The organism is Serratia sp. B501, assembly GCF_051172315.1.
Taxonomy (GTDB): domain Bacteria; phylum Pseudomonadota; class Gammaproteobacteria; order Enterobacterales; family Enterobacteriaceae; genus Serratia; species Serratia ureilytica.
The window spans coordinates 97,202-120,195 of record NZ_JBPIZB010000003.1; the positions used below are offsets into that span (position 1 = coordinate 97,202).

Genomic DNA, 22,994 nt, shown 5'->3' on the forward strand with positions numbered 1-22,994 from the left:
CGGAGCCCGGCGCTCATTGGTAATCCAGACTGAAAGTCGCAATGGCGCTGAAAGCGCCGCGACCGATGGTTCGCTTTGCCAGCGCTTCCGGTTCGCCGCGCACATAGGCCTGCACGCCAATCACCGTGCCGCCGTCCTGCAACGGGTACTTGCCGCCTGCGCTGTTGAGCGGTAAAGGCTGCCCCTGCAGCGTCTCCATGCCGATGGCGATCCCGCGCGCCTGGCTGCTCGCCGCCAAAGCCAAAAGCCCCGGCAGCTGCGCATTCTCCGTCCCTTTGAAGGTGATCGACACCGTCTTGCCCAGGCTGAGATCGCACTCCGCCAGCCGCAACTCGAACGGTTGCCCCTGCGTGCGCTGGTTCAGGTACAGGTACTTGTCGACCAGCGTGCCGAAATCCAGCGCGATGCTCTCGTCGCCCGGCTGAATGACGCAAGGTTCCGCCACCAGCGCCCCGCGCATGCGCAGATTGTCCGCGGCTTGCGCTGCGCCGTTCACGGCCAGCGCCAACAGCAACAGGCCGATAACGCCCCAGCCGCCTTGTGTTGTTTTCACGCTCGCCTCCTCCTTCATTGATAGTCGGCCCGCAGCGTCGCCGTGGCCTCGAACGCGCCTTCCGTCAGGGTTTCGCCCGATTTGCCGACCGGCACCGCTTCCAGCACCGGCGGTTTGGCCGGATCGATAGGCAGCGCGCTGCCCACTTTGAACGGCTGTGCGTTCTGGTAAATGCGGATGCCGAGATAGCGCCGGTTGGTTTGCACCGCCGCTTCGTCAAACGTTGCGGCGTTGCCGGTCAGACTCAGCAACATGTCCCATTTGCCGATCCCCGGCTCGCAGCGAATGCGGTAGCCGATGCTTTGCCGATAGTTCGCACCATCGATCTTGTTAATGCCGACACGATCGCCGAAGTTCACGTCAATGATCCCGTCATCGTTGATGGTGCAGGGCGGCGGCTCGATCAACGTGCCGCGAAACTGCATGTCGACCGTTTTCTCCGCCCAGGCGAGATGGCATGCCATCCCGGCGCACAGCAGCACGCTCGCCGTAAAACGTTGTTTCATGCTCTCGCTCCCGCGTTACTGATAATCCACCTTCATGGTGGCGCCCGCGGTGAATTCACCCGCCGCCAGCCTGGCGGTGGCCGATTTCACCGGTACCGCCTCAAGCGTCGGCGCGGCCGGATAGGTAAAGCTCAACCACTGGTTGATCGGCCAACGGCGGCCGCCGTTCAGCAACGCAATGCCCAAGCCGTCTTTGCTGGTGCGCAGCAGTTGGCCGTCGAAGCCGCTCGCCGCCCCCTGCACCTGCAGTTTGAGCCCGTTGCTGCTCTGCCCGCTGCACGTCAGCGTGTAACTCACCGCCCGCCGATAGTTGGCGCCATCAATGCGGGTGGTCATCACTTCATCGCCAAAGTCCACCTCGATCGGGCGTCCGCCGTTGATGATGCAGGGGGGAGAAAGCACGGTGACCCGTACGTTCACCGTGGTCGCCTGCGCCGGCAGTTGGCCCAGCGCCAGCACTCCCGCCAGCCAGAAGGGCACCCGGCCGCGTTTTATCCTCGGTACCATCGCCTCGCCTCAGTCATAATTCAGCCTAAAATCCACCGTCGCCCGATACGCGCCGGCCATCAGCGGCGCCGCGGTTCGCTCCGGCGCCACGCTGTAGCTCAACGCCTCTTGCCCTGGCGTCAGCAGCAGCGGCTCGCCGCGGCTGCCCAACCGAACGTCGCGACCGCGGCCGTCCAGCAGGCGCAACCCCAGCCCGGAAGTGCCCTGCGCTTTCACCAGCTGCGGATTGTCGCTGTCCGCCGTCGAACCGAAGCTGACCGTCACCGCCGGTTGATTCGGCGCCCAGACCAACGCGCCGGTACGCGCATCTCGCTGGCCCCCCGGCGTGCGCAGGCAATCCTGCAAACGCAGCTCGAACGCCACCGGCTGCCCGCGATCGCCGGCCTGACGCAAGCGCGCGGTGCCGGTATCACCCAGCCAGATGTCCTGCCGCGCGCTGCTCATCTCCAGCCGGCAGGCGCTTTCCGTCAGCGCGCCATATACCTGCAGTACGCCATTGGCGCCCTCCACCTGCCAGTTGTCCACCACGTCGGCCTTCGCCGGCGGCATCGCTATCACACCCAGGCTGAGCGCCAGCATCAACGCGCTCCCGCCGGCCTTTTTCCGTTCTCGTTTCATCCTTTCCCCCTGAATGGCTCTCCCGTCGGCACCGCCTGCGGCGGGTTATGACGCCGTCCGTTTCTCCGGCACCACCTTGCAGCTCACGCCGCTGCAGCTGAAGCTCAGCTGCGGCCGGCCGCCGTAATCGTTGATGTAGGTCAGCACCGGGCTACCGCCCAGCCCCGCTGCGCCCACGGTCAGGCGCGCCTGGCTCTTCGGTGCGATCATGAAAGGCTCAAATCCCTTTACGCCCTCCCCCCCTTTTTTGCTGCCCGCATCGACGATCGTGATGTAGTACGGCGTCGGGTTATTGACCTGATAGCTCTCCCCTTGCCGCGTCAACGTCAGTTGCTCTTGCCATGGCGTCGCCATATCGGTGCGGTTCGGCACGATCGCCGCCGGGCGATAGAACAGCTTGATGCGCGTCTGCAGCGCGATCTGCAACGTATTGGGCTTGTTGCTCTTCGGCGGTATCTCGCGCAGGTTGAAGTAGTACAACGTCTCCCGATCCTGCGGCAGCTGTTTGGCCGCCGGCAGCGCCTGAATCTTGATCTGGCTCGGCTTGCCCGGCTCGATGCGCTGCACCGGCGGCAACACCACCAGCGGGCTCTGGATCTTGTTGCCCTGCTCGTCCTCCAGCCAGCCCTGCGCCAGGTACGGCAGCTGCTTGTTCTGGTTGCTGAGATTCAGGCTGACCGAGTTCTGGCCGCCGTCGAAGATCACCCGGGTGCGATCGAGCGCGATTGCCGCCTGCGCGTGCTGCGCTGCCGTGGCGCCCAACAGCGCGAGCGCCGCGGCGGTTTTAAGAGAAAAAGTTTGCATGTTGTCGATAACTCCAAATTCAGGGTGATGGGTTTATTCAACCGGGGCCGATGGCGCCGCGGCGATCGGCCGACACGGCAGCAGCAGCGTACGCGTCAGCATGTCGGCCGGCAGCGTTGCGGGCAGCTGCACCTGACACTGTGCCGCGCCGCTCCAGTGCAGCGTCATGATCTCCCCGGCGTTGATGCCGCTCAGGTACACGCTGCCGCCATCGTTGACGATGCCGGTTTCTTGTTTGCGGGCGTTCAGCACCGTGGCGCCGAACGGCGGTGTGCTGCCGTCCGCCAGTTTGACGATCGCCATCGCTTTTTCGCCCGCGATAACGTCAAACTGACGGTAGCCAATCGCCCCTTCGGTCAGGGTGGCCTGCACCACCGAACGGGTGGCTTCGGCGTTGTCGCCCAGTTTGTCCAGATCGATGCTGGCCTTGTTGCGGTAGTAGCTATTGACGTCCGCCACCACCGCCTTGCCGAAGCGGTTGGTGCTGACGGTGCTGCCGTAGCCGCGCACCGGCACACCGGCCACGCCGTTGGTGTCCACCAACAGGCGCGTACCGCCGATCATGCCGACGCGGTGTAACGCGCCGCCTTCCGGCGTCAGCGTCATGCCGCCCTGCGCGGACAGCCCCACGGCGCTGTAGCGCCCTTCCTGATAGCTGGCGTTGGCGCTCAGGCGCGCCGCATCGCCCTCGTGGTTGTAGTAGCCGCTCAGGTTAGCGCCGCGGCGGGCGCTGCCGGCGCTCAGTTGGTAGTTGTTGTGTTCATCGATTCGCTGGTAGTACCCCACCCGGTTCGTGGTGTCGTTGCGGTTCACCGTGCTGTTGTAGCTGAGCGTGGCGCCGTTGCCCCACGGCATCGACAGCGACAGGTACATGCCGTCATCGTTGGAATCGTTGTAACGGTTGCGATAAGCCGACAACGACAGGTTCAGGTTTTTTATTTCGCCGAGATCGAAATAGCGCGACAGCGTCAGGTTGTAACGGTCGTTGGACGGGCGATCCCAATAGGTCTGGTGGCTGTAGTTGAGATAGCTGCTCAGGCCCCAGTCGCGGAACTGTTTGTTGAAGGTGATGGTGTACATCTCCTTGTTGTTGCCGACCCGGCTGCCGTAATAACGCGCGTCGAGATATTCGCTCATGCTCATGAAGTCCTCTTCCGAGAAGCGATAGCCGGCAAAGGTGACCTGGCTGTCCAGTTCATCGAACGTCTTCGAATAGCTCACCCGATAAGAGCCGCCGCTGAGCGTCTCCTCCCGCTGCGGCAACCGCGCCCGCGATTGGGTGGCGTCGAACGAGAGCGCACCGAACATCATCAGATCGCGGCCTATCCCCAGCGACAGCGCGTTATAGTCGCCGCCCAGCAGTGCGCCGCCATACAGCGACCAACCGTTGCTAACGCCCCAGGAGAACTCCCCGGTGCCGAACAGCGGCCCGCGCGAATGGTGCTGCCAATCCGACGGTTTGCCGGCGGCCAGCTTGAAGCGCCACGATCCGGGCCGCGTCAGGTACGGAATGCTGGCGGTGTTGACCTTGAACGCCTGTACGCTGCCGTCCTGCTCCTCGACCCGCACATCCAGTTCGCCGGTGATGGCATCGTTGATGTCCTGAATGCGAAACGGCCCCGCCGCCACCTGGGTTTCATAGATCACCCGCCCCTGCTGGCTGATCGTCACCTTGGCGTTGGTCTTGGCGATCCCGACCACCTCAGGCGCATAGCCGCGCAGGTTCGGCGGCAGCATGTTGTCGTCCGATACCAGGCTCGCGCCGGAAAAACGGAAGCTGTCGAAAATCCCCGAATCCAGATAGTCTTCACCCAGCGTCAGGCGCGAGCGCAGCGCAGAAATGGCCCGATAGGCGTAGTAACGGCTCCAGTCCAGGCGTTTGTCGGTGGATTGCCCGCTGCCGGTCTGGTGATTGATCTGCCCCTGCCAGTCGGCACGCAGACGCCAGGCGCCCAGGTTGGTGCCGGCGGTGCCGTTGCCACTGACGCTGTACCCGCGCGTGCCGCCCTGCTGCTGCTGCCGACTCTGGGCGTTGACGTTGTAATCGAACAGCAAGCCCGGGATGCCTTCATCCCAGCGCGACGGCGGATCCCAGTCGTCGGAGCTGTATTCCAGATAAGCCTGCGGGACGCTCAGATACAGCGAGCCCGTCGCCAGATCGCCACGCGACACCATGCCTTTCAGGCTGGACTCATCCAGACATTCCCCCTGATGCCACCAGGTCAGCGCTTGCAATGCCGACGGCTTCAACCCCAACTGCTCGACCAGCGCTTTGCCCACGCAGGCGCGGCTGCCGTCAGGATCGTTGTCCGGCGGATAAAAAGGGATCTTCTGTTCGGGCAACTCGCTTTTATTGAGATGGACCACCATGCCGTAACTTCCCGGCATAATGTATCCGCTGCGGGAAAATTGGCTTAGGTCGATATTTTTGCGATCGTTCACGTCCAAAATGTCGGCATTAAATTGAATACCGTCTTCGGCATATACCCACGTTGATGAACTTCCCAGCGCCAGCGTGATACATAACCCCAGTACCTGAAAACGAAATAGCTTCCCAGCAGGCGACAACATCATATCCCTAACCTTATATCGTATAATTCTGGCGTTGCGGCTTGCCGCAATAACAGCGCTCAGTAATAATCCAGCTTGAACCGCACGGCGGAAAAATAGTCCCCCGCACGCATCGGTTGATTATTGGCAACCAATTTAATGGAGTAATTAAGCGACATGCTGCCTGGCGTTATATCCCCCAGCGGCAACGGACGACCGGGTGCGGCGATATTCCCCATATCATCGGATATTTGCAGCGCGATGCCTTTCGCCTCACCGTGCACGCCGAATAAGTCGCCATCGGCATCGCCATCGAAAACAACCTGAAACTGTCGCCAGTCCGGCAAATTCGGTTTCGGGCGTTCAAGCGTGCAGTTGATTAATTCGATGGTGAACGGATGCGTATTGCCTAAGCCATCACGCATGATATTTCCCGTCGGCATCACGGCCATATCGATAGTCTGCTCGCGGCTGCCGGCGGCAATAGCGCAAGCGGTATCAATAATGGCTCCTTGCATATTTACGCGTCCCCAGCCCTGAGAACCGGATGCCGCCGGCGCGGCCGGGCTCATCAGCGTAGCCGTCAATATGCAAGGAGACACTAAAGGGTGAATAAACCGGCGCATTGAACCTCCTGACACAGACCTTCCATCTGGGAAAAAGCATGCGGGGAAGCCCCGCATGCAAAACGTCACGCCAATGGCGCAGGCTTACTGGTATGCCAGCTTGAAATCGGCAACGGCGGTGAAATCACCCGGAACGACGGTGGCGGAAGCGCCGTCACCCTGCAGGTAAGCCGCGAAGCGCAGCGTGTTGGTGCCGGTGCCCAGGTTCTGTGGGGCCGTTGCGGTGCCCAGTTTGATCGGGTTGCTGGCGGTGTCGGTGATGGCGATGCTGGCGCCGCTGGCGGTCCCGACGATGCCCAGCAGATCCTTATTGGCGGTAGAGGCTTTGCCTTCGAAGGTGGTGGTGACGGTTTTCAGCGTCGAGTTGTCGCACTGTTCCAGTTTGATATCGAACTGACGCGGCGCTGATTTACCGCCATTTTTCAACGCAACGTTGGATACCTGGCCCATATCCACGGTCTGGTCCACGGTCTCAGGAGAAATGGAGCAAGGCGCATCAATAATGGAACCGGTAAACGTCACTTTGCCATGCCCTTGGTCGGCGGCATGCGCCAGAGAAGAAACGCCAAACGCCAGAACTGCTGTCAGCATGATTTTGTTCAGTTTCATAATTCACTTATTCCTTTAATTTATGTAAAAAGCGCAGGATCGCTCCCGTTCCTTTAACGGTTATTTATACAATCCAGAATGAAAACGGTATTACCCGCAGCCAAAGCAAACCCTCACGATAATTAAATCGCGACCTTTATTTCATCATCACCCATTTTAGGTATTCAACGAAAACCACACTGATGAGAAAGAAAACAACCGAACCAGTAAATTCCCGCAAGATTTTAACTCTTGCCATGGGAATTACACTAAGATTCAACTTACCGCTTGTTTTGGCCCAAATATTGTTACAAAAATCGTTGTAATTTGAAAAGTCATTCAAAGCAAAAGTAATAAATACGAGATATAAGCCCAAAAACCACAAGACAAATATATTTTTTCGAGACAACAGATCGTAAAATTAATAACGATAGTCGATTATCTCGTAAAATATATACCACACGACATTATTGATCGCCTTTTTCCTATTTGCGGTATAATGATTTGGAAAAGAAAAGGGAGGCTTATCAATTCGGTCTGGTAAAAACCAGCACCGGGCAGTAAACCATGGAGAAAAACGATGAAGTACAGCCATTACGCACAGCAGGCTGAAAATTTGGCCACCTCATTACCGCTCCCGATCCGTGAACGCCGCTGGTTTATTGCAGTGGAAATATCGGGTTCAGGCAAGTGTTCGCTACCGGTTCAGGAAGGGTATTGCCGGGATAGGGCATTATTTTCCGGGCGACGCTTATCGTTATATCAAAATTCGGCTGAAGTTTAAGGGAGGCTGACATGATAAAACGCACGTCAAAACAACAAGAATTACAAAACCTGCAGCAGCATTTATTAACGACGCTGCACCGCCTCTGCCCTTCGGCCAACGGCACGGCGCCTCCTCCTCCCGGCGAGTGGCCCACGACCCGCCAATTGGCGGAGTCTAACGACATCACGATCTATCAGGCGCGCAATCTGCTGTTGAATCTGGCCGGTCGAGGTAAGGTGTTGGTCACACCGGGGCCGGTCAAGAAGTCATTGCGTTGGTACCCTTCCCTCTGAATAGAGGTTCTTCCTGCCGGTGCCTCTCAGGCCGCCGGCAGGCTGCGCGCAGGCGAGCTTATTCGGCGTCCGAGCGCCTGGCCCGCGGATATTTCCACAGCCAGCGCCCGCTGACCATGCGCCAGTAGAATAAGGCGCCGCGCACCGCCCAATCGAGGAACATCCCCAACCAGACGCCCACCACGCCCATGCCCAGTTCGATGCCCAACGCGTAGCCGGCCACCACGCGGCACCCCCACATGCCGAGCATCGTCACCCACATGGCGAAGCGGGCGTCGCGCGCGCCTTTCAACCCGGCGGGCAAGACCCAGGAAGCGGCCCAGATCGGCATAAAGGCGGCGTTGAGCCAGATCAGGGTTTTCACCACCGTTTTCACATCATCCTGCGAGGTATAAAACGCGGCGAACACCCCGGCCAGCGGCGCGGTGCCCCAGGCGATGGCGGTCAGCCCAAGGGTCGACAGCCAGAAAATATGGCGCAGCTGCCGCTCCGCCTGGCCGATCTCGCCTTTGCCGAGCCGCCGGCCGACGATAATGGTCGAGGCCGATCCCAACGCGTTGCCCGGCAGGTTGATCAACGAAGCGATGGAGAAAGCGATAAAGTTGCCGGCGATCACGTTGGTGCCCATGCCGGCGACAAACATCTGCGTCAACAGCTTGCCGCCGTTAAACAGTACCGACTCCACGCTGGCGGGAATGCCGATCCCCAACACTTCCCACAGGATGCTCATCTTGAGCGGCGTGAAATAGCTTTTCAACGTGATGTGCAGCGCCGGATTAAAGCCGATCGCCAGCACGTAGAGGATGGCGATGGCGCCGATATAGCGGGAAATCGTCAGCCCCAGCCCGGCGCCGACGAACCCCAGGCCGTGCCAACCCAGCATGCCGTAAATCAGGATGCTGCTGATGATGATATTGAGGATATTCATGCCGCCATTGATCAGCAGCGGGATCTTGGTGTTGCCCGCGCCGCGCAGGGCGCCGCTGCCGATCAGCGCAATCGCCGCCGCCGGGTAGCTCCACACGGTGGTTTGCAGGTAAGAGAGCGCCAGCGCTTTCACCTCCGGCGAGGCCGCGCCGGCGATCACATCAATGATGGGCTCGCCCGCCAGGTGAATGCCCGCCGCCAACAGCAGCGCCACGCCGGTCATCAGCACCAGCGACTGACGCGCCGCCGCCCGCGCCCGCCGGCGATCGCGCTTGCCGAGGCTGAAGGCCACCACCACGGTGGTGCCGAGATCCACCGCGGCGAAAAAGGCGATGATCACCATGTTGAAACTGTCCGCCAGCCCCACTCCGGCCATCGCCTCTTTGCCGAGCCAGCTCACCAGAAAGGTGCTCAGCACCCCCATCAGCAGGACACAGGCGTTCTCCAGAAAGATGGGCACCGCCAGTAGCGTGATCTCGCGCCAGAACAGCACGCGGTAGCTTTTCCGTTTGGCGTACCAGCGCGTATTTTCCACGCGCTGACGCAGTGCGGCATACAGGTTCAAGATGGGCTCGATGGGTAAAAGTGAAACATCATTTCAAATGATGATCGATAAATCGTTATCCTGCAAAGAATTTTGGGGCGCCCATGAAGCGCGCCCGAAAGGCATGCCGGCGCGCTACTCCATGTAATCTTCCTGATCGGCCTGCGCCGCCGCGATAAAGCGGGCGGTACTGCGGCTGAGCGCAGCGCATTTTTCCGTCAGCAGCTGATTGTCCTGTTGCAGAGTCAGGTAACGCGCCTGGGTAAGCGCCGGCAACTGCCGATACCCTGCCACCTGCGTGTCCCAGCCGCGGCGCTGCGCCGCGCGCATTGCGGTGCGCTGCAGCTTCACGTCGTCCGGTATCTCGCTGCGCCCGCAGTCCACGCGCAGGAAGTGTCCGCCGGCCAGCATCGAAGCGATGTGATCCAGCTGCGCCTGCAGCGGCGGCGCCGGTTTATGCGCCGTCTGCTGACAACCGACGAGCAGCAGCAATGCCACCGCGCCGCAAAGAGACGTGCGAAACAGAGTAGACATGGGGGCTCCGGGAAAACCTGTGGGTGATGAGATGATCTTAGGTGAGCGGACGTCGGGCGGCAAGGTGAGCAGCACGCACGGCCCGCTTAACGTCGGCCGCTGCTGACCTTGGTGGCGCGGGCGGGGTTGCCGGCGACGAATTCCAGCGTGGGGGAATAGTAAAACGGCAGCCAGGCGTTATAGCCGCTCTCCCACTCCCATTTGACCGGGCAAGGCCACAGCATGTCTTCATGCAGGATGTAATAGATCCACCGCCCGGGCGGGCGGCGCGGTTTGCGCGTTTTCATAGCGGGTTCGACGGCCTGATGGAATGCGATAGGGTCAACTGCTGCATTTTACCGCGATTTTCGCCGTGGGGACAGCCTGCATTGCCGGCTTCGCCCCGGCGCCGGCAAGCGCCCTTTATTCACCGCCGCCTGCCGGCGCGCCGCTCTCGGCCCCCAGCACCACTACCCTGTCGGCCGAGTCGATGGTCGACTTTCTGTGGGCGACGATCACGCGCGTAATATTCAGCGAAGATATCGCCCGGTTGATCGCCGACTCATTCTCAACGTCCAGATGGCTGGTCGCTTCATCCATAAACAGCACGCTCGGGCGGCGATAGAGGGCGCGCGCGATAAACAGACGTTGCTTTTGCCCGCCGGAGATGCCGTTGCCCAACTCGCCGATCAGGGTTTCGTAGCCCATCGGCATCTGCATGATTTCATCGTGGATATTGCTGTGGATCGCGCAGGCCATGATCAGCTCTTTATTGGCATTGACCTCAAACCCGCTGATGTTTTCCGCAATCGACCCGGAGAACAGCCGGTCGTCCTGCAGCACGCAGGCGATCGCGTTACGGTAGTTATTCACCCCGACTTTATGGATATCCATCGCGTCGGCCAAAACCTGGCCGGAAGTGGGGCTGAGCAAGCCGCACATCACCTTCAGCAAGGTGGTCTTGCCCGCGCCGGAGGCGCCCACGACGGCCACGCTTTCGCCGGCCGCAATGCGCATGTTCAGGTCTTTGAAGATCGGCCGCGACAGCGCGTCATATTGATACGTAAGATTTTTTACCTCAATGGCAATCCCCGTGCCCGAGGGGAAAACCTGTCGCGGCGCGGACTCCGTCTCCGCATCGGTAAAGACGATGTCGGATATCCTCTCATTGTGCAGCGACAGCATGCGCAAGCCGATCGCCAGGTCGATCAGGCTCGAGGCCCGCTGAGAGAACTGGCCGCGATAGGCATTGAACGCCATGAACATGCCGAGCGTCATGGAATTGTCGATGACCATCATGGCGCCAAGCCACAGGATCGCCACCTGATCGAGCGTCGTAATAAAGGTATTGATCCCGCCGAACATCATATTGAATCGGGTGATTTTGATATTGGTATTGGCGGCGTCGACGTTCAGATTGAGCCAATAGCTGGAGCGCGTTTCCTTGATGCCCAGCGCCTTGACGGTCGAGATGCCGTACAGCGTCTCCATGAAATGCGAGTTGGCCTTGGCCGCCTTGACGATCTGCTCCTCCGAGAATTGACGGTAGGTTCTGTAAGTCATCATCCTGATGAGGATGTAGATCAGAGTGAAGCCCGCCACGACCCAGACCAGCCAGCCGCCGTAGACCATCATCATCGCGAACAGCCCGACCGTCATGATGCCGTCGATGATCCCGCTGACGATATTATTGGTAAAGGTGGTTCTGATCGCATCCAGCGAGGAAAAGCGCGATTGAATGTCCCCCAGGTGCCGTTTCTCGAAAAAATCCAGCGGCAGCTTCATCAGGTGTTCAAACAGCGTCGTCTTCCACTGAATATCGGTCAGCGTCCCGAGCACGATGGAGATCCAGGCCCTGGCGATGCTGACCACCGCGCGGAACAAGGTGAAGAAGATCAGCCCCAAACAGATGACCGTCAGCAGGCTGTAGTCATGCGCCTGAATGACATGGTCGGTCACCAGTTGCGTTCCCACCGGCAGCAGCAGGTTGACCGATTCGATGACTATCGATAACGCAAAGATCTTGAGCAGCGTCCCCGGCAGGCCCTCGATGTTTTTCATCAAATCCAGCAGGCGCAAACGGGTCTTGAGGGTCTCTTTTTGAAAGGCCCTGTCGGGCCACAGCTCCAACGCGATGCCGGTAAAATGATTCGACATCTCCTGCAGCCCGATCACTCTGCGCCCGAAGGCCGGATCGTGAATGACAAAACCGGCGCGCTGCACCTTAACCAACACCACGAAGTGATTCATATTCCAGTGCAGTATGCAGGGCGTTTTCAGCTGATTGATTTCGTCGATGTCCAAGGACAAGGCGCGCGTCTTCAGCTGGATTTGCGACGCGATTTGAGAGATCGTCCCCAGGGTCGCACCCTGGGTGGAAATGCCGAATCGCTGCCGCAGGCTCAGCATATCCACATTAAACCCGTAATAGGAGGCGATCATGGCGAGGCACGCCAGGCCGCATTCCGATGACTCCGACTGCAAGATGCTCGGCACCCGCTTGCGCAGTGAGAATGTTAACTTCTCGTTGATCCGTTCAAAGAGATTATTGTCCTTCATCGACTCGCCCCACGACGCTGTTTTTTATGTCATACAAAGGCGCGACCGCCCACTGATAAAGCGGTTTCTTCTCCAGGAAGACGATGACCCTGGCCTGCAGCCCGCTGCTGATTTCGAGATATTTGCCTTTATCGCTGAATTGCGTGTCGCTGATGGACGCCAGCACTTTGTAGTAGGCGTTCCTTTCCCTTTTATTTCCGCTGCTGTATTCCGACATTTCCTGCGGGGAAGCCGGAACCGACGAGATGGATTCTATTTTTCCCGGAAACTGACCGAATTTATCCGACGGGAAGGCTTCATAGCGAATGTTGATGCCATCGCCGATTTTCACGTAGGGCAAACTGTTATTCGGCAGCCATAAAACCAGATAATATTTGATGTTATCAATCGGTTTGATTTGCGCCAGACTGCTGCCGCTCTCGACCACCTGCCCGGCGGTCACGCTCAGCGACTCGATTTTCCCCTTGAGCGGCGCTTTGATAATGACCTGGCCGCCGGCATTGGACTCCGCCAGCTGGCGTTGTAAATCACTGCGTTGCGATTCGCTTTGCGATATCTGATTGTCGTAATCGGCGGCGCGAATCAGCAAATCGCTGCGCAACTGCGACAGTTGAATATTTTGCTGGATCTTTTGGCTGTAGAGCGCCTGATACGAGCTTTGCTGTTGTTGAAAGAGCGAGCGCTGATAATTTAACTGATCTTTGGTGATCAGGCCTTTCGTCAAATAGTGTTCGTAATTTTTCAGGCTATCGCGCATTTTATCCATCCCCTCTTTGGCGCTGAGGTTCAGTTTCTCGGTTTCTTTATAGGCGTTTTCATAGCTATTGATCTGTTTGCGCAAATTATCCAGCATGGCGGTTTTATTTTTATTCAGCTTGCTGATTATCGAATCCAGATTGCTAATCTGTTTGCTTATTTCGCTGGCCGCGATATGGCTGACATTGCCGGACGTGGTGCTTCTCGAGACATCAATAACATACAGCGGTTCGTCCTTTTCCACGACGTCACCGGCTTTATGGAATGCCTGGCTCACGTAGCCGTATTGGGAGGAAAACACATTGGTGGAATGCGGGATGCTGATCACCTCGCCTTCAACATCGACCCGGCGCGTGTACTCGCAAAAATAGAGCGCGCCCGCCAGGATCAGAATAAAAGTGAAACAGGTGGCGGCAATCACATGGCTCGACGCGCCGGAAATTAACAGCGCCCTGCCGGTCCATCTTTGACGTTGATAATTGACCGCCTCCTGGCGGAAAATATTCCTGCTCTTATTATCACTCATAGGAAGAACCTGCGCTTGCCTGACCGGGAGACAGCCGCAGCGAGAACGCTGCGGCTTTGGACCGCGTATGGATTTAGCTGATGGTGCCGTTAATCAGCCCATCGAGGCCTTTTTTGGAGTATTCCAGCGTGGTGTCCCAGCCAATAACGGCTGCGGCCACGCCGCTGGCTACGCCGCCCAGGATGCCGCCGGCGACCATGCCGACGCCCTGGCCAATCGAGCCGACGCCCAGCAGGCCGCCGCCGTCGCCACCGTGCTTACCGCCGATGACGGCGCCCGCCATACTGCCCACGGAGGCGCCCAGAGCGATGGATGAAACGGCTTCCGCGGCATTGGAGACGGCGCTGCCAATCAGCCCCGACAGTCCATTGCTCATATCCCAGGAATAAGCGCCTGACACTTCATTCATTTCGATAACAGACAGTTCTTTCATTGGTTAATCTCCATATTTAAACGGACAAACACTGCCATACATGCGTGTTGTCATTGCATTGGCATCGGCCTGCAGCGCCTGATGCCACCAATAATGTCGCGCGAACAGACGACATTATATTTTTAATGGGGGTCTCTTTAATTCTGCGTAATGGTGAATGTCATCACCGCGTCGGCCTGTCCGGGGCTAATGGCTCCCGTTTGCTTATAGCGCGCCATCAAGGGGATCCTGATCTCTTTTTCAGCCGCGGTGTGGTAATTGATCGGTCTGGAAAACGTTAATGGATTACGGTTCTCATCCAACACTTCCACGGCGACGCCCTTCGCCGCATCGGCGCCGTCGGCGATATCAATCATTCCCACGCCTGGCGAATTTCCGGCCGCCTCGAACGTGACCTGAACCGGAATATTGTCCTCCTGACATTGCAGAACCACGGAAAAATTGCGTTCGGAAGACGCCGCCGTGCTGCCGACGCCGTTAAACTCGCTGCGTTTAGGGCTGCCCAGATTTACCGTTTGATTTTTATAGTTCAAATCAACCAGGCAACTTTTCTGAATGACCTTCATGCCGGAAATACTGATATCCAAAATGGAGGTCGAATCCAGATAATATCTGGCGATAATTTTCCCGCCCATATCGCCGCCGGTTTTGATCGGGCCGGTTTTAATAAACGTCAGCCGAACATCGTTTCGATTGATCCACGGCGTCAGCAAGTTGGGCGAAATCGCCGTGTTGACGGGCACGTTCTTATTGCTCTGCCATAAGTCTGAAATCGTCACCCCCACGCCCTCGATGCCCGTTTCAAATACGCCGGGCAGCGCGCTCGGCGTCAGCGGCGACATGGAGCGATAGGCGACCGAACCGGAACAAAGAAAAGAAAACGTCGTGCCGTTAATGCTGTTCTCCGTTCGAACAGCCAACTGCTCGCCGACTTCAATGCGCGGATCCACGGCCAGCGTCAGCAACCCCATACGGGCGGTTTTCGCGTTGGTGGTACAGGTGCCGGCATAAACCGCCGTCGTGAGCGTCGCCAGCCACACCAGGGCGCCGTAACCGAATATCCTGAGAAAAACGTTCATTTTCACTCTCACTTAAAAGTCATGATGGAAATAGAGCGAGATCTATTGGCAAACGCCGTTTAGGGTTTGAAGACCCGCTGACGGCGGCTCCGCCGGCAACTGGTAACGGATGCGGCATTGGTTCTCGCCATTCCTGCCCCACTTCGCAATGAGCAGGCCCTTTTCCGCCATGCCGCTCAGATAGACCACGCCGTCGCCGCCGACCAGGAACGGCTGAGTCGCCCCCTCGGCAAGACGCAGGCTGGTGCCCAGCGGCAGAGGTGCCCCCTGCGAGTCCGTCACCTTCATCAAAATCCGTCTGCCGACGTTGGCTTTGAAATTCGCCCGGCTCACCGCGCCGCGAGTCGGCGTGACCGACTGGTTCGTCAACTCGAGATCGACATCATCCGGCAAGCTGTCGACATCGAGGCGAATCGAATTGTTGCGATAAGGCGTGGCGTAAGGAACGATCGCGTAGCCGCGCCAGTCGGTTTTCACCCCGACCTGATTGCCGACCGCCACATCGCTCGCGCCGGCCGCCTGTACCAGGGCGACGGTTTCACCGAACGGTTGACCGAAGGTCACACCGTCTTCATGGGCGATCACCCCGCCCTTCACCCCGTAGTTGACGCGCTGTTGACTGCGATCGTAGGCGTAGCCCGCCGTGAGTTCGCCGTACGTCGCGCGCCAGTCGGCGTTGGCGTTGCCGCTGTTGCCCTGGCCCTGGCTGCCATACCCTTCCTGTACGCTCCAGCTGAGGTTGCCGCCGGCCAGCGCCGTGCCGTTGAGGCCCGCCGTATGGCTGGTATTGCCTTTTTTGCTGGTGTTGAGGTTGTAGGTGGCGTAGGTGTTGCTCAGCCATTTCTCTAATGGCACGCTGATGTTGAAAGCGAAGATCTGATCGCGATCGTAAATGCGCCCGCGGTTCGAATCGCCGTAAATAGCCTGTGAATTCCGGCTGTAGCTGTAGTTAAAACCGTAGCTGATGCCATTCCAGCTATTGTTGTAACCCGCGCTCAGCGACTGCATATTGCGCTCGGATCCCCAATAGTCTTCGGAGACCGCGCTGAGTGAAAGCGACCCCGCCCCTTCCCATAAATTCTGGTTCAGCGTGATTTCGCCGCGATTTTTGCGGCGGTCTATCGGGGCGTAACGGTTGCCGCTGCGATAGGTGTCCAGCACTTCCTGCAGCCCATAGTAGCCGCTGGTCGAATAGCGGTAGCCGGCGATGGCGAAGTTCGTCCCCGTCTCGACGATATTTTTGCTGTACCGCACGCGCCATGACTGACCATCGCTTTTCGGTTGATGCTCCTGCTTTGCCCACGCCTGGGTGACGTCGGCCGACAGGGCGCCGAACTCGCCCAGGTTCTTGCCCAGACCCAATGCCAGCGATTGATACGGCCCGGCGAATTGGCCGCCGCCATACAGGGTGAAACCGGCGGGCAAGCCATAAATCAGGCTGGCCTGCGAGAAGATCTTTTTATCTACGCTGTGATCGTAAGTGCGGTATTGCCCCGAGGTCAGCGCATATTTCAGCCGCCCTTCGCGTTGCAGCACCGGCAGGCTGGCGAAGGGAACGGTCAGGTGCTGTTCGCTGCCGTCCGCCTCCTTGATAGTCACCTCCAAATCGCCGCTGCCGCCGGTCGGGTACATGTCCGAAATTTCAAACGCGCCCGGCGCAACGTAACTCTGGTAGATGACATAGCCATTTTGGCGAATGACCACTTGCGCATTGCTGCGCGCGATGCCGCGCACCACCGGCGCATAACCGCGCAGGCTTTCCGGCAACATGTCGTCATCGGAAGCCAGTTGCGCGCCGCGAAACGATACGCTGTCAAACACATCGGACGGGCTGCTGCTTTCGCCGAGCGTCAGCAAGCTTTTCAGGCGGATGATATTGCGCTGGGCGTAGGTATAGACGGAGTCCCAACGATCCTCCGACGCTCGCCCGCCGCCGGCGCTGTTGTAGCTCCAGGTGGTGTAGTTCCGCACTCGCCAGGCGCCCAGGTTGAAGCCCGGCCGCAGGTTGAGGTAATAACTGCTTGCGCTCTGGGTGAATCGATCGCGCCCCTTGCTGTTGCTGCCGGTGAAGCCATAGTTCAGCAGCATCGCCGGCAGGCCTTCATCCCATTGTTCCGGCGGAACGTATCCGCGCACCTTATTTTCCAACGCCGCCTGGGGGATACTCAGCATCAGGCGTTGGCGGTTAAATTGAAATTGCGCCGAGGCCTGCGGGATCGCGGCCAAATTCGCGCAGCGATCGGCACCGGCCAAACCGGGAAACAGCTCAACTTTCACCCCAAGCCTTTTCAGATCTTCCCGCGTCAGACAAGGCTGCAGATCGGCCTTCTCGTCGCTGCCGGCCCGCAGAGCAAACGACACCTCGCGCGTTTCCAGCAGCATGTCGTTCACCCAAATATCGACCCGATACGTGCCGGGAACCTGCTGGCCATTTTCAAAAATCGACAGATCGACGTGCTGCTGACCTGAGCGCCCGGTTTCCAGCAACGCCGGATTAAAATAGTCACGAGAGAAGGCGGGATTAGCCATGTTGCCGCATACCGCCGTTGTTGCCGTGAATAAGGCTATGCGTTTCAGCCAAGCATCCCGCTTCGCTAATATACGCTTTTGAGTTATCATTCATTAGCTCCATTATTGAAATGTTTTATCCCTCTGTCTGCCTTCCCTTACAGATTAAATACCTGACTGATGTTCTTTCCCTGTGCCGCCATAATCATTAATTAATTTCCAGCTTACCGACGTTGCGCCCGCCACGGGCAATGCAAACATTTCGCTGCTCATCGGCGCGATATACGCCACCTCTTTCATTTCCCGCCCCCCGATGCGGACATAATGAAAGTTCATATAATAAGGCGTTGGGTTGGTGAGTTTTAATTCTGAACCGACACGCTGCCATTTCAGCTGCTGCGTCACTTCTTCGGGCACCTGGCGGAGCAGCGGCGCCGGCCGATAAATCAATTTAATGCGGGTCTTGACCGCTATTTGCAGCGTATTCGATTTACCCGCCTGGGTTGTTGAAGGAATGGATTTAATATTCATCCAATACAAGCTTTCTTTATCTTTCGGTAAGTCATCGCCCACTTTCACGATGCGCAGCATATTTTCCTGGTTGCCGTCCAGCCGAAATAAAGGCGGCGTAACGATAAACGCGATTTTATCCACCCCGCTTTGTTGATTCTCCAGCCAGGACTGAATCAAATACGGTTCTTTATCCGGATTCTCCACGCTGATTGACGCTTCTTTTTTTTCGCCGTTGAATATCACCCGCGTCCCGCCAATCACCACGCCGGCGTGAACCGTAGACGCAAACAATAAAATAATGAAAGCCGCTAAGGCGCCGTAGCGATTAAAACGCATAATATTATCTCCGAGGCAATACAGCCCGCTGTGAACCAGCGGGCAAGAAAATATTATCAGTTATAATTCAGCGTAAAGGTGGCGACGCTATTAGCTTTACCGGCGGTAACATCTGCCTGCGTGGAAATATAGCGGGCGGTAAAATCGAGGTTATTTTTCACGCCGCTGCCGGAAGCCAACGGATAAGCCGTCGACGCCGTGTAAAGCGGCAGAACACTGTTAGAAATATCAGACAGTTGGATACCGACGCCGGTAGCGACATCCGTTTCCTGGGTCAGCTGCAATACGTTGCTGTCGCCGTTATCGGCCGCGCCGTCGAACTTAACGGTGGCGCTTTTTACCGTATCCGGACAATCGGTGACTTCCAGCGTGAATTTTGTCGCGCTGGACGTTGATCCCTTGCCACCCGCAAATGCCGTTCGGGCCACATCACCCAAAACAACATTTAATGGATTACTCAAGTCATTCGTGACCTTGCACGCAGCATCGACAATATTCCCGGTAAAATTAACCTGCCCATCTGCTGCCAGAGCAGGTAAAGCGCTTGAACACGCTGCCGCGACAAATGCCAACATAATCACTTTTTTTTCCATCATGGGTACTTCTCCTTTTGATTAGACAGACTTCAAAATATCCCCGCCACGGAGAACCCGGACAGGGAGAATAGGAGCTCCGCTCCTTTCACAGTTAATTATGCTTAGCTTTCCCCCTTTAGCAATACATAAAATCAATGTAAAGATGAGAAAAGATAATTACCCCAAATAGAATTAGCATCATTCTTAATTTTATTTTGAAAAAACCGCCAAATCGGCGTTTCTTGATTCAATCATCTGGCCGCCAGGGAATTTATTCTCGCGCTATTCGAAGGCGCTTTCGCCAGATCCTCCTCATTTCCCCCTCAGACGGAAAATCGGGCGACATCGCCGTAAAATGAAAGCCGGGCGATAAAACTCGCCCTGAAATAAATGACATTTATATTACGAAAGGCATCACGACGCGGCGGCAGAAAGAGGAGCAGAAGAATAGGAAAAGCATGGCGATAACGGTTTATCGAACAGGAGGGAGAATAAGGCACTCGCCGTTCATGAAACCGGCGCGGTCATGTGACAACGAGAAAATGGCGTTACGCAGAAATATTCTGTCTGGCGCCGTTCACTATTTCGAAAACAAGGCGGCAATGCGCTCTGTCGCGCAGAATAACGCATTGCCGCCTTATTGTTATTCGGCGCCGCTAATTAATCATCATGGCGATAATCTTCACCCAACCCTCTGCCGGGTAGGGTTTCACACGCCAGGCCATCGCCCGCGGGAACGGCGGACGGATAGTTATCGTCAGGCGTGATAAAGACCGGCGTGGTCGCGATAAACCCATCGTTGAACACCGCCTCGATAAAGGTGGCCTCCCAGCCTTGCGCCGGGGCGGCCAGACGAAACTCGCCGCGGTCGGCCTCCGCTGCGGCCAACGGCTCCGGGGTAAAGCGTACGCCGCACGAATAACGAAAATCTCGGGCCGTGCGGTTGTGCGCGCTCCAACGTCGCACGGTGGCCGGCGGTTCGGAAAAACGCAGCGTGCGCACCGCAGCATCCGCGGCGCTGCCTTGCACCTCGATCGTCGGCAACGCGATATCGCGCTGGCGGCGCTTGATCATCGCCAGTATGGCGCGTTCGGCGGCCGGCCGGCTTGCCGCGCGATCCCCGTCGGCAATCGCGCGCAGCGAAGCCTCTCCCGGTGAGGCGCTGAAATAGAATCGCGTGCTGTCCGGCGGATAGCGTTCGTCGCCGCTGGCGATGATGACATATTTCGCCGCCGCTGGCCGCTCTCCCGCCGTCGGCGGCGGATAAGCGGTGGGATCCGCTATTTGCATCAGTTTGTCAAACGCCGGCGTCTCTATGCGCCGATCGATGCCGAGTTGGTAATAAGGATGAAACGCCAACGGCCAACGGCCGCCATACGTACGATAGGTATGCTTCAAGACCTGCCGCGCCGCGACCCCATCCGGGAACATGGCGACGACGGCATCGATGCGCTCATCCGACAATGACGCCAGCCACGCCGCGGTTGCGCCGCTCGCCGCGCCCGCCACGATGAATTTATCTATCCCCCACCGGCTCAATTCGCGCTGCGCCAGCGTCATGGTTTGCGACAAGGCCGCCGTCATGGGGATCGCCAGCGGCATCATCAAGTATTCATCCGCATCGTCCAGGAATAATCGCCAGCCTCGGGCCTGGCTGTCCTCCCCCGCACGACGCCGCCCCTCATTTTGATATTCCAGGTACGGATAAGGCAGCCGGTTGACGACAATCACGATGGTGTGACTTTCCGCCGCCAAGGCCGCCGGCGTAGCGACGGAAAACGCCGCATTTTGCTTGCCTGGCCCGCTCGCCCCTGCGGCGGCGCAAGCGCAGTCATCGCTCATCAGCACCAACGCTTTACGGGCAAGCGTCCCATTGGGGATATAAATATCCACATCATGCCACCATTGCGTCGGCCGGATGGCGTCTTGCGGCGACCAGGATTGCGACATCAACCGATAATGGCGTATCGACACGTCATGGCCGTTATCCACGCCCTTTAACGAATATGACAGAGGCAATATGGCCAACTGATTGTTATAACAAGGAATAACGGTGTGCAAGGCGGGATGTTCGTCCGCAAAGCAGCGATCTTCCTCTGCCGCCATGGCCTGCCGCCCGCCGATTAAGGCCAGGCAAATCAGCGCGATGTATCCGATGCGTTTCAGCATTTTTTCCTCCCCCTTTGTCCGTGGCAAATCCCTTTTACGCCGCCTGGCGGCAGGAAACCTTCCGCGCGCCTAAAGCACCTGATGAAAGCGTATCGGATAGCCAAAGCTGTCCTTTTCGAACGCCACGTCTCTGTCGTTCTCGCCCAGCAATAGGCTGTAAACGCCGTTTTCCTCATAACGGCTCATGGCGATATACAGCACCACCTCCCGATGGTCAGCGATCGTAAACTGTTTGCGCCTGGCGTTGATTTCCAAGGTAAACGCCACCACAGGATTGTTGTTCAGAAATACCGAAGTCTGCTGCATGGAGACGATCCTGCCCTGCGCTTTCTCGGTCACCTGAAAGGGCGTGGCGTCATTGGGGGCGCGTATATCCACCTTCTTTTGGATATAGATAAAGTTAAACACCGCCAACGCCACCGCCACGAACAGATTGATGACCATGATCAAGATGATTTTATTCGCCATGAACTCTCCCTTTGCCGTTCTTCCGGCTCCCGACATGAGCGAGGTAAAAGTGCCCTTGCGGGCACTTTTCATTAGGGGCCGGGCTTATGACGATTTACGGCCAAACAGCTGCGAGAAGGCGCTAATCCCGGCATCGATGACGGCGCCAATGCCCTCACCGAGTTTGGCGCCGGCGCCCGCCGCATCCGCGTGGATCCCGAATAGACCGGTACCGGCATCTACGATGGCGCCAATGCCATTGCCCAGGATTTTGCCGGCATCGGAAGCGATGCCTGCGCCGGAAACCGCCATGACTTCTGCTTCAGTCAGTTCTTTCATACTGTCTCCTTTGTATTTATCGACATGTTTAGTAATGAAAAAATGAAACCCTCACTGTTTGTTCACCTCCTTGTTATCTGCCCACGAAAGACCCTGTTGCCAATGCGTTCACCCGCGCGGCGGTGACAATGTCAGAACAGGCCGAACTCACGGCAGAGATAATCGGCGACGCCATTGCGGCTGTTGGGCAGCGCAATCGGGTTAAACGGCAGCGCGCGCTTCAATTCGCCCATGGCATTGCCCATCACCACCCCCGTTCCGGCCCAGCGCAGCATGTCCAAATCGTTCATCGCATCGCCGAAAGAGAGGCAATCGCGCATCGCTATCTGTTTGGCGCTCAGATAGTCGGCCACGCTTCTGGCCTTGGAAATATGCTTATCCATGATGTCTATCGTTTCCGCAGAGGACTTACAGATGGACAGCGTTTTTCCGAAAGCCTGACTGACCTCGTCGTAAAACCGCTCGATCAGCGCCGCTTCACCCTGCAGCAGCACTTTCAGGATCGGTTGCCGTTTCATCGCCTCCGGCTCGACATAGCGGCAAGCGACGCCAGAGGTCTTGATATAGTCGGCAAAATGCGGATTCTCTTCGGCCATCATCCATCCTTCCTGGGTGAACAACGTCACGTGGAGCGGACAGGCGAAGAGGTAATCCATCAACATCATTTGGCTGTCGCGAGGCAGGAAATAGCGTTTATCCGCCACCGGCCGCCCCTCGATATTGACCATCGCGCCATTGCAGGAGACGATCGCCGGCGAGAACCCCAAGCCATCCACAATCCCGCGCGCATCCGCATCGCAACGGCCTGTCGCGATGACGATTTCCAGCCCGCGGGCATGCAGGATATTGAGCGTTTCCACCGTCAGATCAGACAGATTCCCGGCAGGATCCAGCAAGGTTCCGTCAAGATCGCTCACGATCGCCCGGTATTTTATTTTGCCGTCGATAGCAAGCCACAT

At 57.8% G+C, this 22,994-nt stretch carries 24 protein-coding genes; 2 read left to right on the forward strand and 22 right to left on the reverse strand.

Translation table 11 applies throughout. The features are described 5' to 3' along the window. Positions 1-13 precede the first annotated feature (13 nt). The 8 genes from ACSBQV_RS11075 to ACSBQV_RS11110 form a co-directional block, all read right to left on the reverse strand. Positions 14-571: a fimbrial protein gene (locus ACSBQV_RS11075; RefSeq protein ID WP_099782158.1), complete on the reverse strand. Its 558-nt coding sequence runs from the start codon at positions 569-571 to the stop codon at positions 14-16. Beyond that, on the reverse strand, positions 568-1,059 hold the full coding sequence (locus ACSBQV_RS11080) for a fimbrial protein (RefSeq protein WP_099782160.1): 492 nt from the start codon (positions 1,057-1,059) through the stop codon (positions 568-570). The genes ACSBQV_RS11075 and ACSBQV_RS11080 overlap by 4 nt, the downstream gene beginning before the upstream one ends. 15 nt (positions 1,060-1,074) lie before the next feature. Next, positions 1,075-1,566: a fimbrial protein gene (locus tag ACSBQV_RS11085; protein ID WP_226886093.1), complete on the reverse strand. Its 492-nt coding sequence runs from the start codon at positions 1,564-1,566 to the stop codon at positions 1,075-1,077. Between the two features lie 9 nt (positions 1,567-1,575). After that, positions 1,576-2,145, reverse strand: a complete 570-nt coding sequence (locus ACSBQV_RS11090; RefSeq protein WP_099782258.1) for a fimbrial protein — start codon at positions 2,143-2,145, stop codon at positions 1,576-1,578. Positions 2,146-2,229: 84 nt separating this feature from the next. After that, positions 2,230-2,988: a fimbria/pilus periplasmic chaperone gene (locus tag ACSBQV_RS11095; protein ID WP_033643639.1), complete on the reverse strand. Its 759-nt coding sequence runs from the start codon at positions 2,986-2,988 to the stop codon at positions 2,230-2,232. A gap of 33 nt (positions 2,989-3,021) precedes the next feature. Continuing rightward, positions 3,022-5,562 carry an outer membrane usher protein gene (locus tag ACSBQV_RS11100; RefSeq protein ID WP_099782162.1) on the reverse strand — a complete coding sequence of 847 codons (2,541 nt, stop codon included), beginning with the start codon at positions 5,560-5,562 and terminating at the stop codon, positions 3,022-3,024. 56 nt (positions 5,563-5,618) lie between these two features. Further along, complete coding sequence (locus ACSBQV_RS11105) at positions 5,619-6,164, reverse strand: fimbrial protein (protein WP_042784946.1); 546 nt, start codon at positions 6,162-6,164, stop codon at positions 5,619-5,621. A gap of 84 nt (positions 6,165-6,248) precedes the next feature. Next, the gene (locus tag ACSBQV_RS11110) at positions 6,249-6,773 is read right to left on the reverse strand and encodes a fimbrial protein (protein ID WP_033643642.1); all 525 of its coding nucleotides are present in this window, start codon (positions 6,771-6,773) and stop codon (positions 6,249-6,251) included. 559 nt (positions 6,774-7,332) lie between these two features. On the opposite strand from ACSBQV_RS11110, the gene ACSBQV_RS11115 reads away from it, so the two are divergent. Next, a complete protein-coding gene (locus ACSBQV_RS11115; protein WP_143557030.1) occupies positions 7,333-7,536 on the forward strand; it encodes a hypothetical protein in 204 nt (67 codons plus the stop codon). Between the two features lie 11 nt (positions 7,537-7,547). Beyond that, on the forward strand, positions 7,548-7,811 hold the full coding sequence (locus ACSBQV_RS11120; protein WP_096242373.1) for a FaeA/PapI family transcriptional regulator: 264 nt from the start codon (positions 7,548-7,550) through the stop codon (positions 7,809-7,811). A gap of 58 nt (positions 7,812-7,869) precedes the next feature. Here ACSBQV_RS11120 and ACSBQV_RS11125 read toward each other — a convergent pair whose 3' ends face one another. The 14 genes from ACSBQV_RS11125 to ACSBQV_RS11190 form a co-directional block, all read right to left on the reverse strand. Further along, entirely contained in the window at positions 7,870-9,303 is a 1,434-nt protein-coding gene (locus ACSBQV_RS11125; RefSeq protein ID WP_099782164.1) for an EmmdR/YeeO family multidrug/toxin efflux MATE transporter, read from the reverse strand. 114 nt (positions 9,304-9,417) lie between these two features. After that, the gene (gspS, locus tag ACSBQV_RS11130; protein ID WP_099782166.1) at positions 9,418-9,816 is read right to left on the reverse strand and encodes a type II secretion system pilot lipoprotein GspS; all 399 of its coding nucleotides are present in this window, start codon (positions 9,814-9,816) and stop codon (positions 9,418-9,420) included. 86 nt (positions 9,817-9,902) lie between these two features. Then, positions 9,903-10,103 (reverse strand): hypothetical protein, encoded by a 201-nt coding sequence (locus ACSBQV_RS11135; RefSeq protein ID WP_015378375.1) that lies wholly within the window; start codon positions 10,101-10,103, stop codon positions 9,903-9,905. A gap of 115 nt (positions 10,104-10,218) precedes the next feature. Further along, complete coding sequence (locus tag ACSBQV_RS11140) at positions 10,219-12,354, reverse strand: peptidase domain-containing ABC transporter (RefSeq protein WP_004935271.1); 2,136 nt, start codon at positions 12,352-12,354, stop codon at positions 10,219-10,221. Continuing rightward, positions 12,341-13,636 carry an HlyD family secretion protein gene (locus tag ACSBQV_RS11145; RefSeq protein ID WP_099782168.1) on the reverse strand — a complete coding sequence of 432 codons (1,296 nt, stop codon included), beginning with the start codon at positions 13,634-13,636 and terminating at the stop codon, positions 12,341-12,343. Before ACSBQV_RS11145 ends, ACSBQV_RS11140 begins: the two co-directional genes overlap by 14 nt. A gap of 73 nt (positions 13,637-13,709) precedes the next feature. Beyond that, positions 13,710-14,069, reverse strand: coding sequence for a hypothetical protein (locus ACSBQV_RS11150; RefSeq protein WP_004935280.1), 360 nt, complete (start codon positions 14,067-14,069; stop codon positions 13,710-13,712). Positions 14,070-14,206: 137 nt separating this feature from the next. Next, on the reverse strand, positions 14,207-15,148 hold the full coding sequence (locus ACSBQV_RS11155) for a fimbrial protein (RefSeq protein ID WP_033643645.1): 942 nt from the start codon (positions 15,146-15,148) through the stop codon (positions 14,207-14,209). Between the two features lie 42 nt (positions 15,149-15,190). Continuing rightward, on the reverse strand, positions 15,191-17,767 hold the full coding sequence (locus tag ACSBQV_RS11160) for a fimbria/pilus outer membrane usher protein (RefSeq protein WP_099782169.1): 2,577 nt from the start codon (positions 17,765-17,767) through the stop codon (positions 15,191-15,193). 54 nt (positions 17,768-17,821) lie between these two features. Continuing rightward, the gene (locus ACSBQV_RS11165; RefSeq protein ID WP_033632666.1) at positions 17,822-18,505 is read right to left on the reverse strand and encodes a fimbrial biogenesis chaperone; all 684 of its coding nucleotides are present in this window, start codon (positions 18,503-18,505) and stop codon (positions 17,822-17,824) included. A 56-nt stretch (positions 18,506-18,561) separates the two neighbouring features. Then, positions 18,562-19,101 carry a fimbrial protein gene (locus ACSBQV_RS11170; RefSeq protein ID WP_004935293.1) on the reverse strand — a complete coding sequence of 180 codons (540 nt, stop codon included), beginning with the start codon at positions 19,099-19,101 and terminating at the stop codon, positions 18,562-18,564. 639 nt (positions 19,102-19,740) lie between these two features. Continuing rightward, positions 19,741-21,249 carry a PhoPQ-activated protein PqaA family protein gene (locus tag ACSBQV_RS11175; protein ID WP_099782171.1) on the reverse strand — a complete coding sequence of 503 codons (1,509 nt, stop codon included), beginning with the start codon at positions 21,247-21,249 and terminating at the stop codon, positions 19,741-19,743. A 69-nt stretch (positions 21,250-21,318) separates the two neighbouring features. Next, a complete protein-coding gene (locus ACSBQV_RS11180; protein WP_042784953.1) occupies positions 21,319-21,717 on the reverse strand; it encodes a hypothetical protein in 399 nt (132 codons plus the stop codon). Between the two features lie 84 nt (positions 21,718-21,801). After that, positions 21,802-22,035, reverse strand: a complete 234-nt coding sequence (locus ACSBQV_RS11185) for a hypothetical protein (RefSeq protein ID WP_004935304.1) — start codon at positions 22,033-22,035, stop codon at positions 21,802-21,804. Positions 22,036-22,166: 131 nt separating this feature from the next. Then, positions 22,167-22,994 carry a Cof-type HAD-IIB family hydrolase gene (locus ACSBQV_RS11190; RefSeq protein WP_033643650.1) on the reverse strand — a complete coding sequence of 276 codons (828 nt, stop codon included), beginning with the start codon at positions 22,992-22,994 and terminating at the stop codon, positions 22,167-22,169.

Excerpts from the sequence above, each read along its gene's own strand:
- ACSBQV_RS11075 (WP_099782158.1), bottom strand. The coding sequence starts at position 571 with ATGAAGGAGGAGGCGAGCGTGAAAACAACACAAGGCGGCTGGGGCGTT.
- ACSBQV_RS11080 (WP_099782160.1), bottom strand. The coding sequence starts at position 1,059 with ATGAAACAACGTTTTACGGCGAGCGTGCTGCTGTGCGCCGGGATGGCA.
- ACSBQV_RS11085 (WP_226886093.1), bottom strand. The coding sequence starts at position 1,566 with ATGGTACCGAGGATAAAACGCGGCCGGGTGCCCTTCTGGCTGGCGGGA.
- ACSBQV_RS11090 (WP_099782258.1), bottom strand. The coding sequence starts at position 2,145 with ATGCTGGCGCTCAGCCTGGGTGTGATAGCGATGCCGCCGGCGAAGGCC.
- ACSBQV_RS11095 (WP_033643639.1), bottom strand. The coding sequence starts at position 2,988 with ATGCAAACTTTTTCTCTTAAAACCGCCGCGGCGCTCGCGCTGTTGGGC.
- ACSBQV_RS11100 (WP_099782162.1), bottom strand. The coding sequence starts at position 5,562 with ATGATGTTGTCGCCTGCTGGGAAGCTATTTCGTTTTCAGGTACTGGGG.
- ACSBQV_RS11105 (WP_042784946.1), bottom strand. The coding sequence starts at position 6,164 with ATGCGCCGGTTTATTCACCCTTTAGTGTCTCCTTGCATATTGACGGCT.
- ACSBQV_RS11110 (WP_033643642.1), bottom strand. The coding sequence starts at position 6,773 with ATGAAACTGAACAAAATCATGCTGACAGCAGTTCTGGCGTTTGGCGTT.
- ACSBQV_RS11115 (WP_143557030.1), top strand. The coding sequence starts at position 7,333 with ATGAAGTACAGCCATTACGCACAGCAGGCTGAAAATTTGGCCACCTCA.
- ACSBQV_RS11120 (WP_096242373.1), top strand. The coding sequence starts at position 7,548 with ATGATAAAACGCACGTCAAAACAACAAGAATTACAAAACCTGCAGCAG.
- gspS (WP_099782166.1), bottom strand. The coding sequence starts at position 9,816 with ATGTCTACTCTGTTTCGCACGTCTCTTTGCGGCGCGGTGGCATTGCTG.
- ACSBQV_RS11135 (WP_015378375.1), bottom strand. The coding sequence starts at position 10,103 with ATGAAAACGCGCAAACCGCGCCGCCCGCCCGGGCGGTGGATCTATTAC.
- ACSBQV_RS11140 (WP_004935271.1), bottom strand. The coding sequence starts at position 12,354 with ATGAAGGACAATAATCTCTTTGAACGGATCAACGAGAAGTTAACATTC.
- ACSBQV_RS11145 (WP_099782168.1), bottom strand. The coding sequence starts at position 13,636 with ATGAGTGATAATAAGAGCAGGAATATTTTCCGCCAGGAGGCGGTCAAT.
- ACSBQV_RS11150 (WP_004935280.1), bottom strand. The coding sequence starts at position 14,069 with ATGAAAGAACTGTCTGTTATCGAAATGAATGAAGTGTCAGGCGCTTAT.
- ACSBQV_RS11155 (WP_033643645.1), bottom strand. The coding sequence starts at position 15,148 with ATGAACGTTTTTCTCAGGATATTCGGTTACGGCGCCCTGGTGTGGCTG.
- ACSBQV_RS11160 (WP_099782169.1), bottom strand. The coding sequence starts at position 17,767 with ATGATAACTCAAAAGCGTATATTAGCGAAGCGGGATGCTTGGCTGAAA.
- ACSBQV_RS11165 (WP_033632666.1), bottom strand. The coding sequence starts at position 18,505 with ATGCGTTTTAATCGCTACGGCGCCTTAGCGGCTTTCATTATTTTATTG.
- ACSBQV_RS11170 (WP_004935293.1), bottom strand. The coding sequence starts at position 19,101 with ATGATGGAAAAAAAAGTGATTATGTTGGCATTTGTCGCGGCAGCGTGT.
- ACSBQV_RS11175 (WP_099782171.1), bottom strand. The coding sequence starts at position 21,249 with ATGCTGAAACGCATCGGATACATCGCGCTGATTTGCCTGGCCTTAATC.
- ACSBQV_RS11180 (WP_042784953.1), bottom strand. The coding sequence starts at position 21,717 with ATGGCGAATAAAATCATCTTGATCATGGTCATCAATCTGTTCGTGGCG.
- ACSBQV_RS11185 (WP_004935304.1), bottom strand. The coding sequence starts at position 22,035 with ATGAAAGAACTGACTGAAGCAGAAGTCATGGCGGTTTCCGGCGCAGGC.
- ACSBQV_RS11190 (WP_033643650.1), bottom strand. The coding sequence starts at position 22,994 with ATGTGGCTTGCTATCGACGGCAAAATAAAATACCGGGCGATCGTGAGC.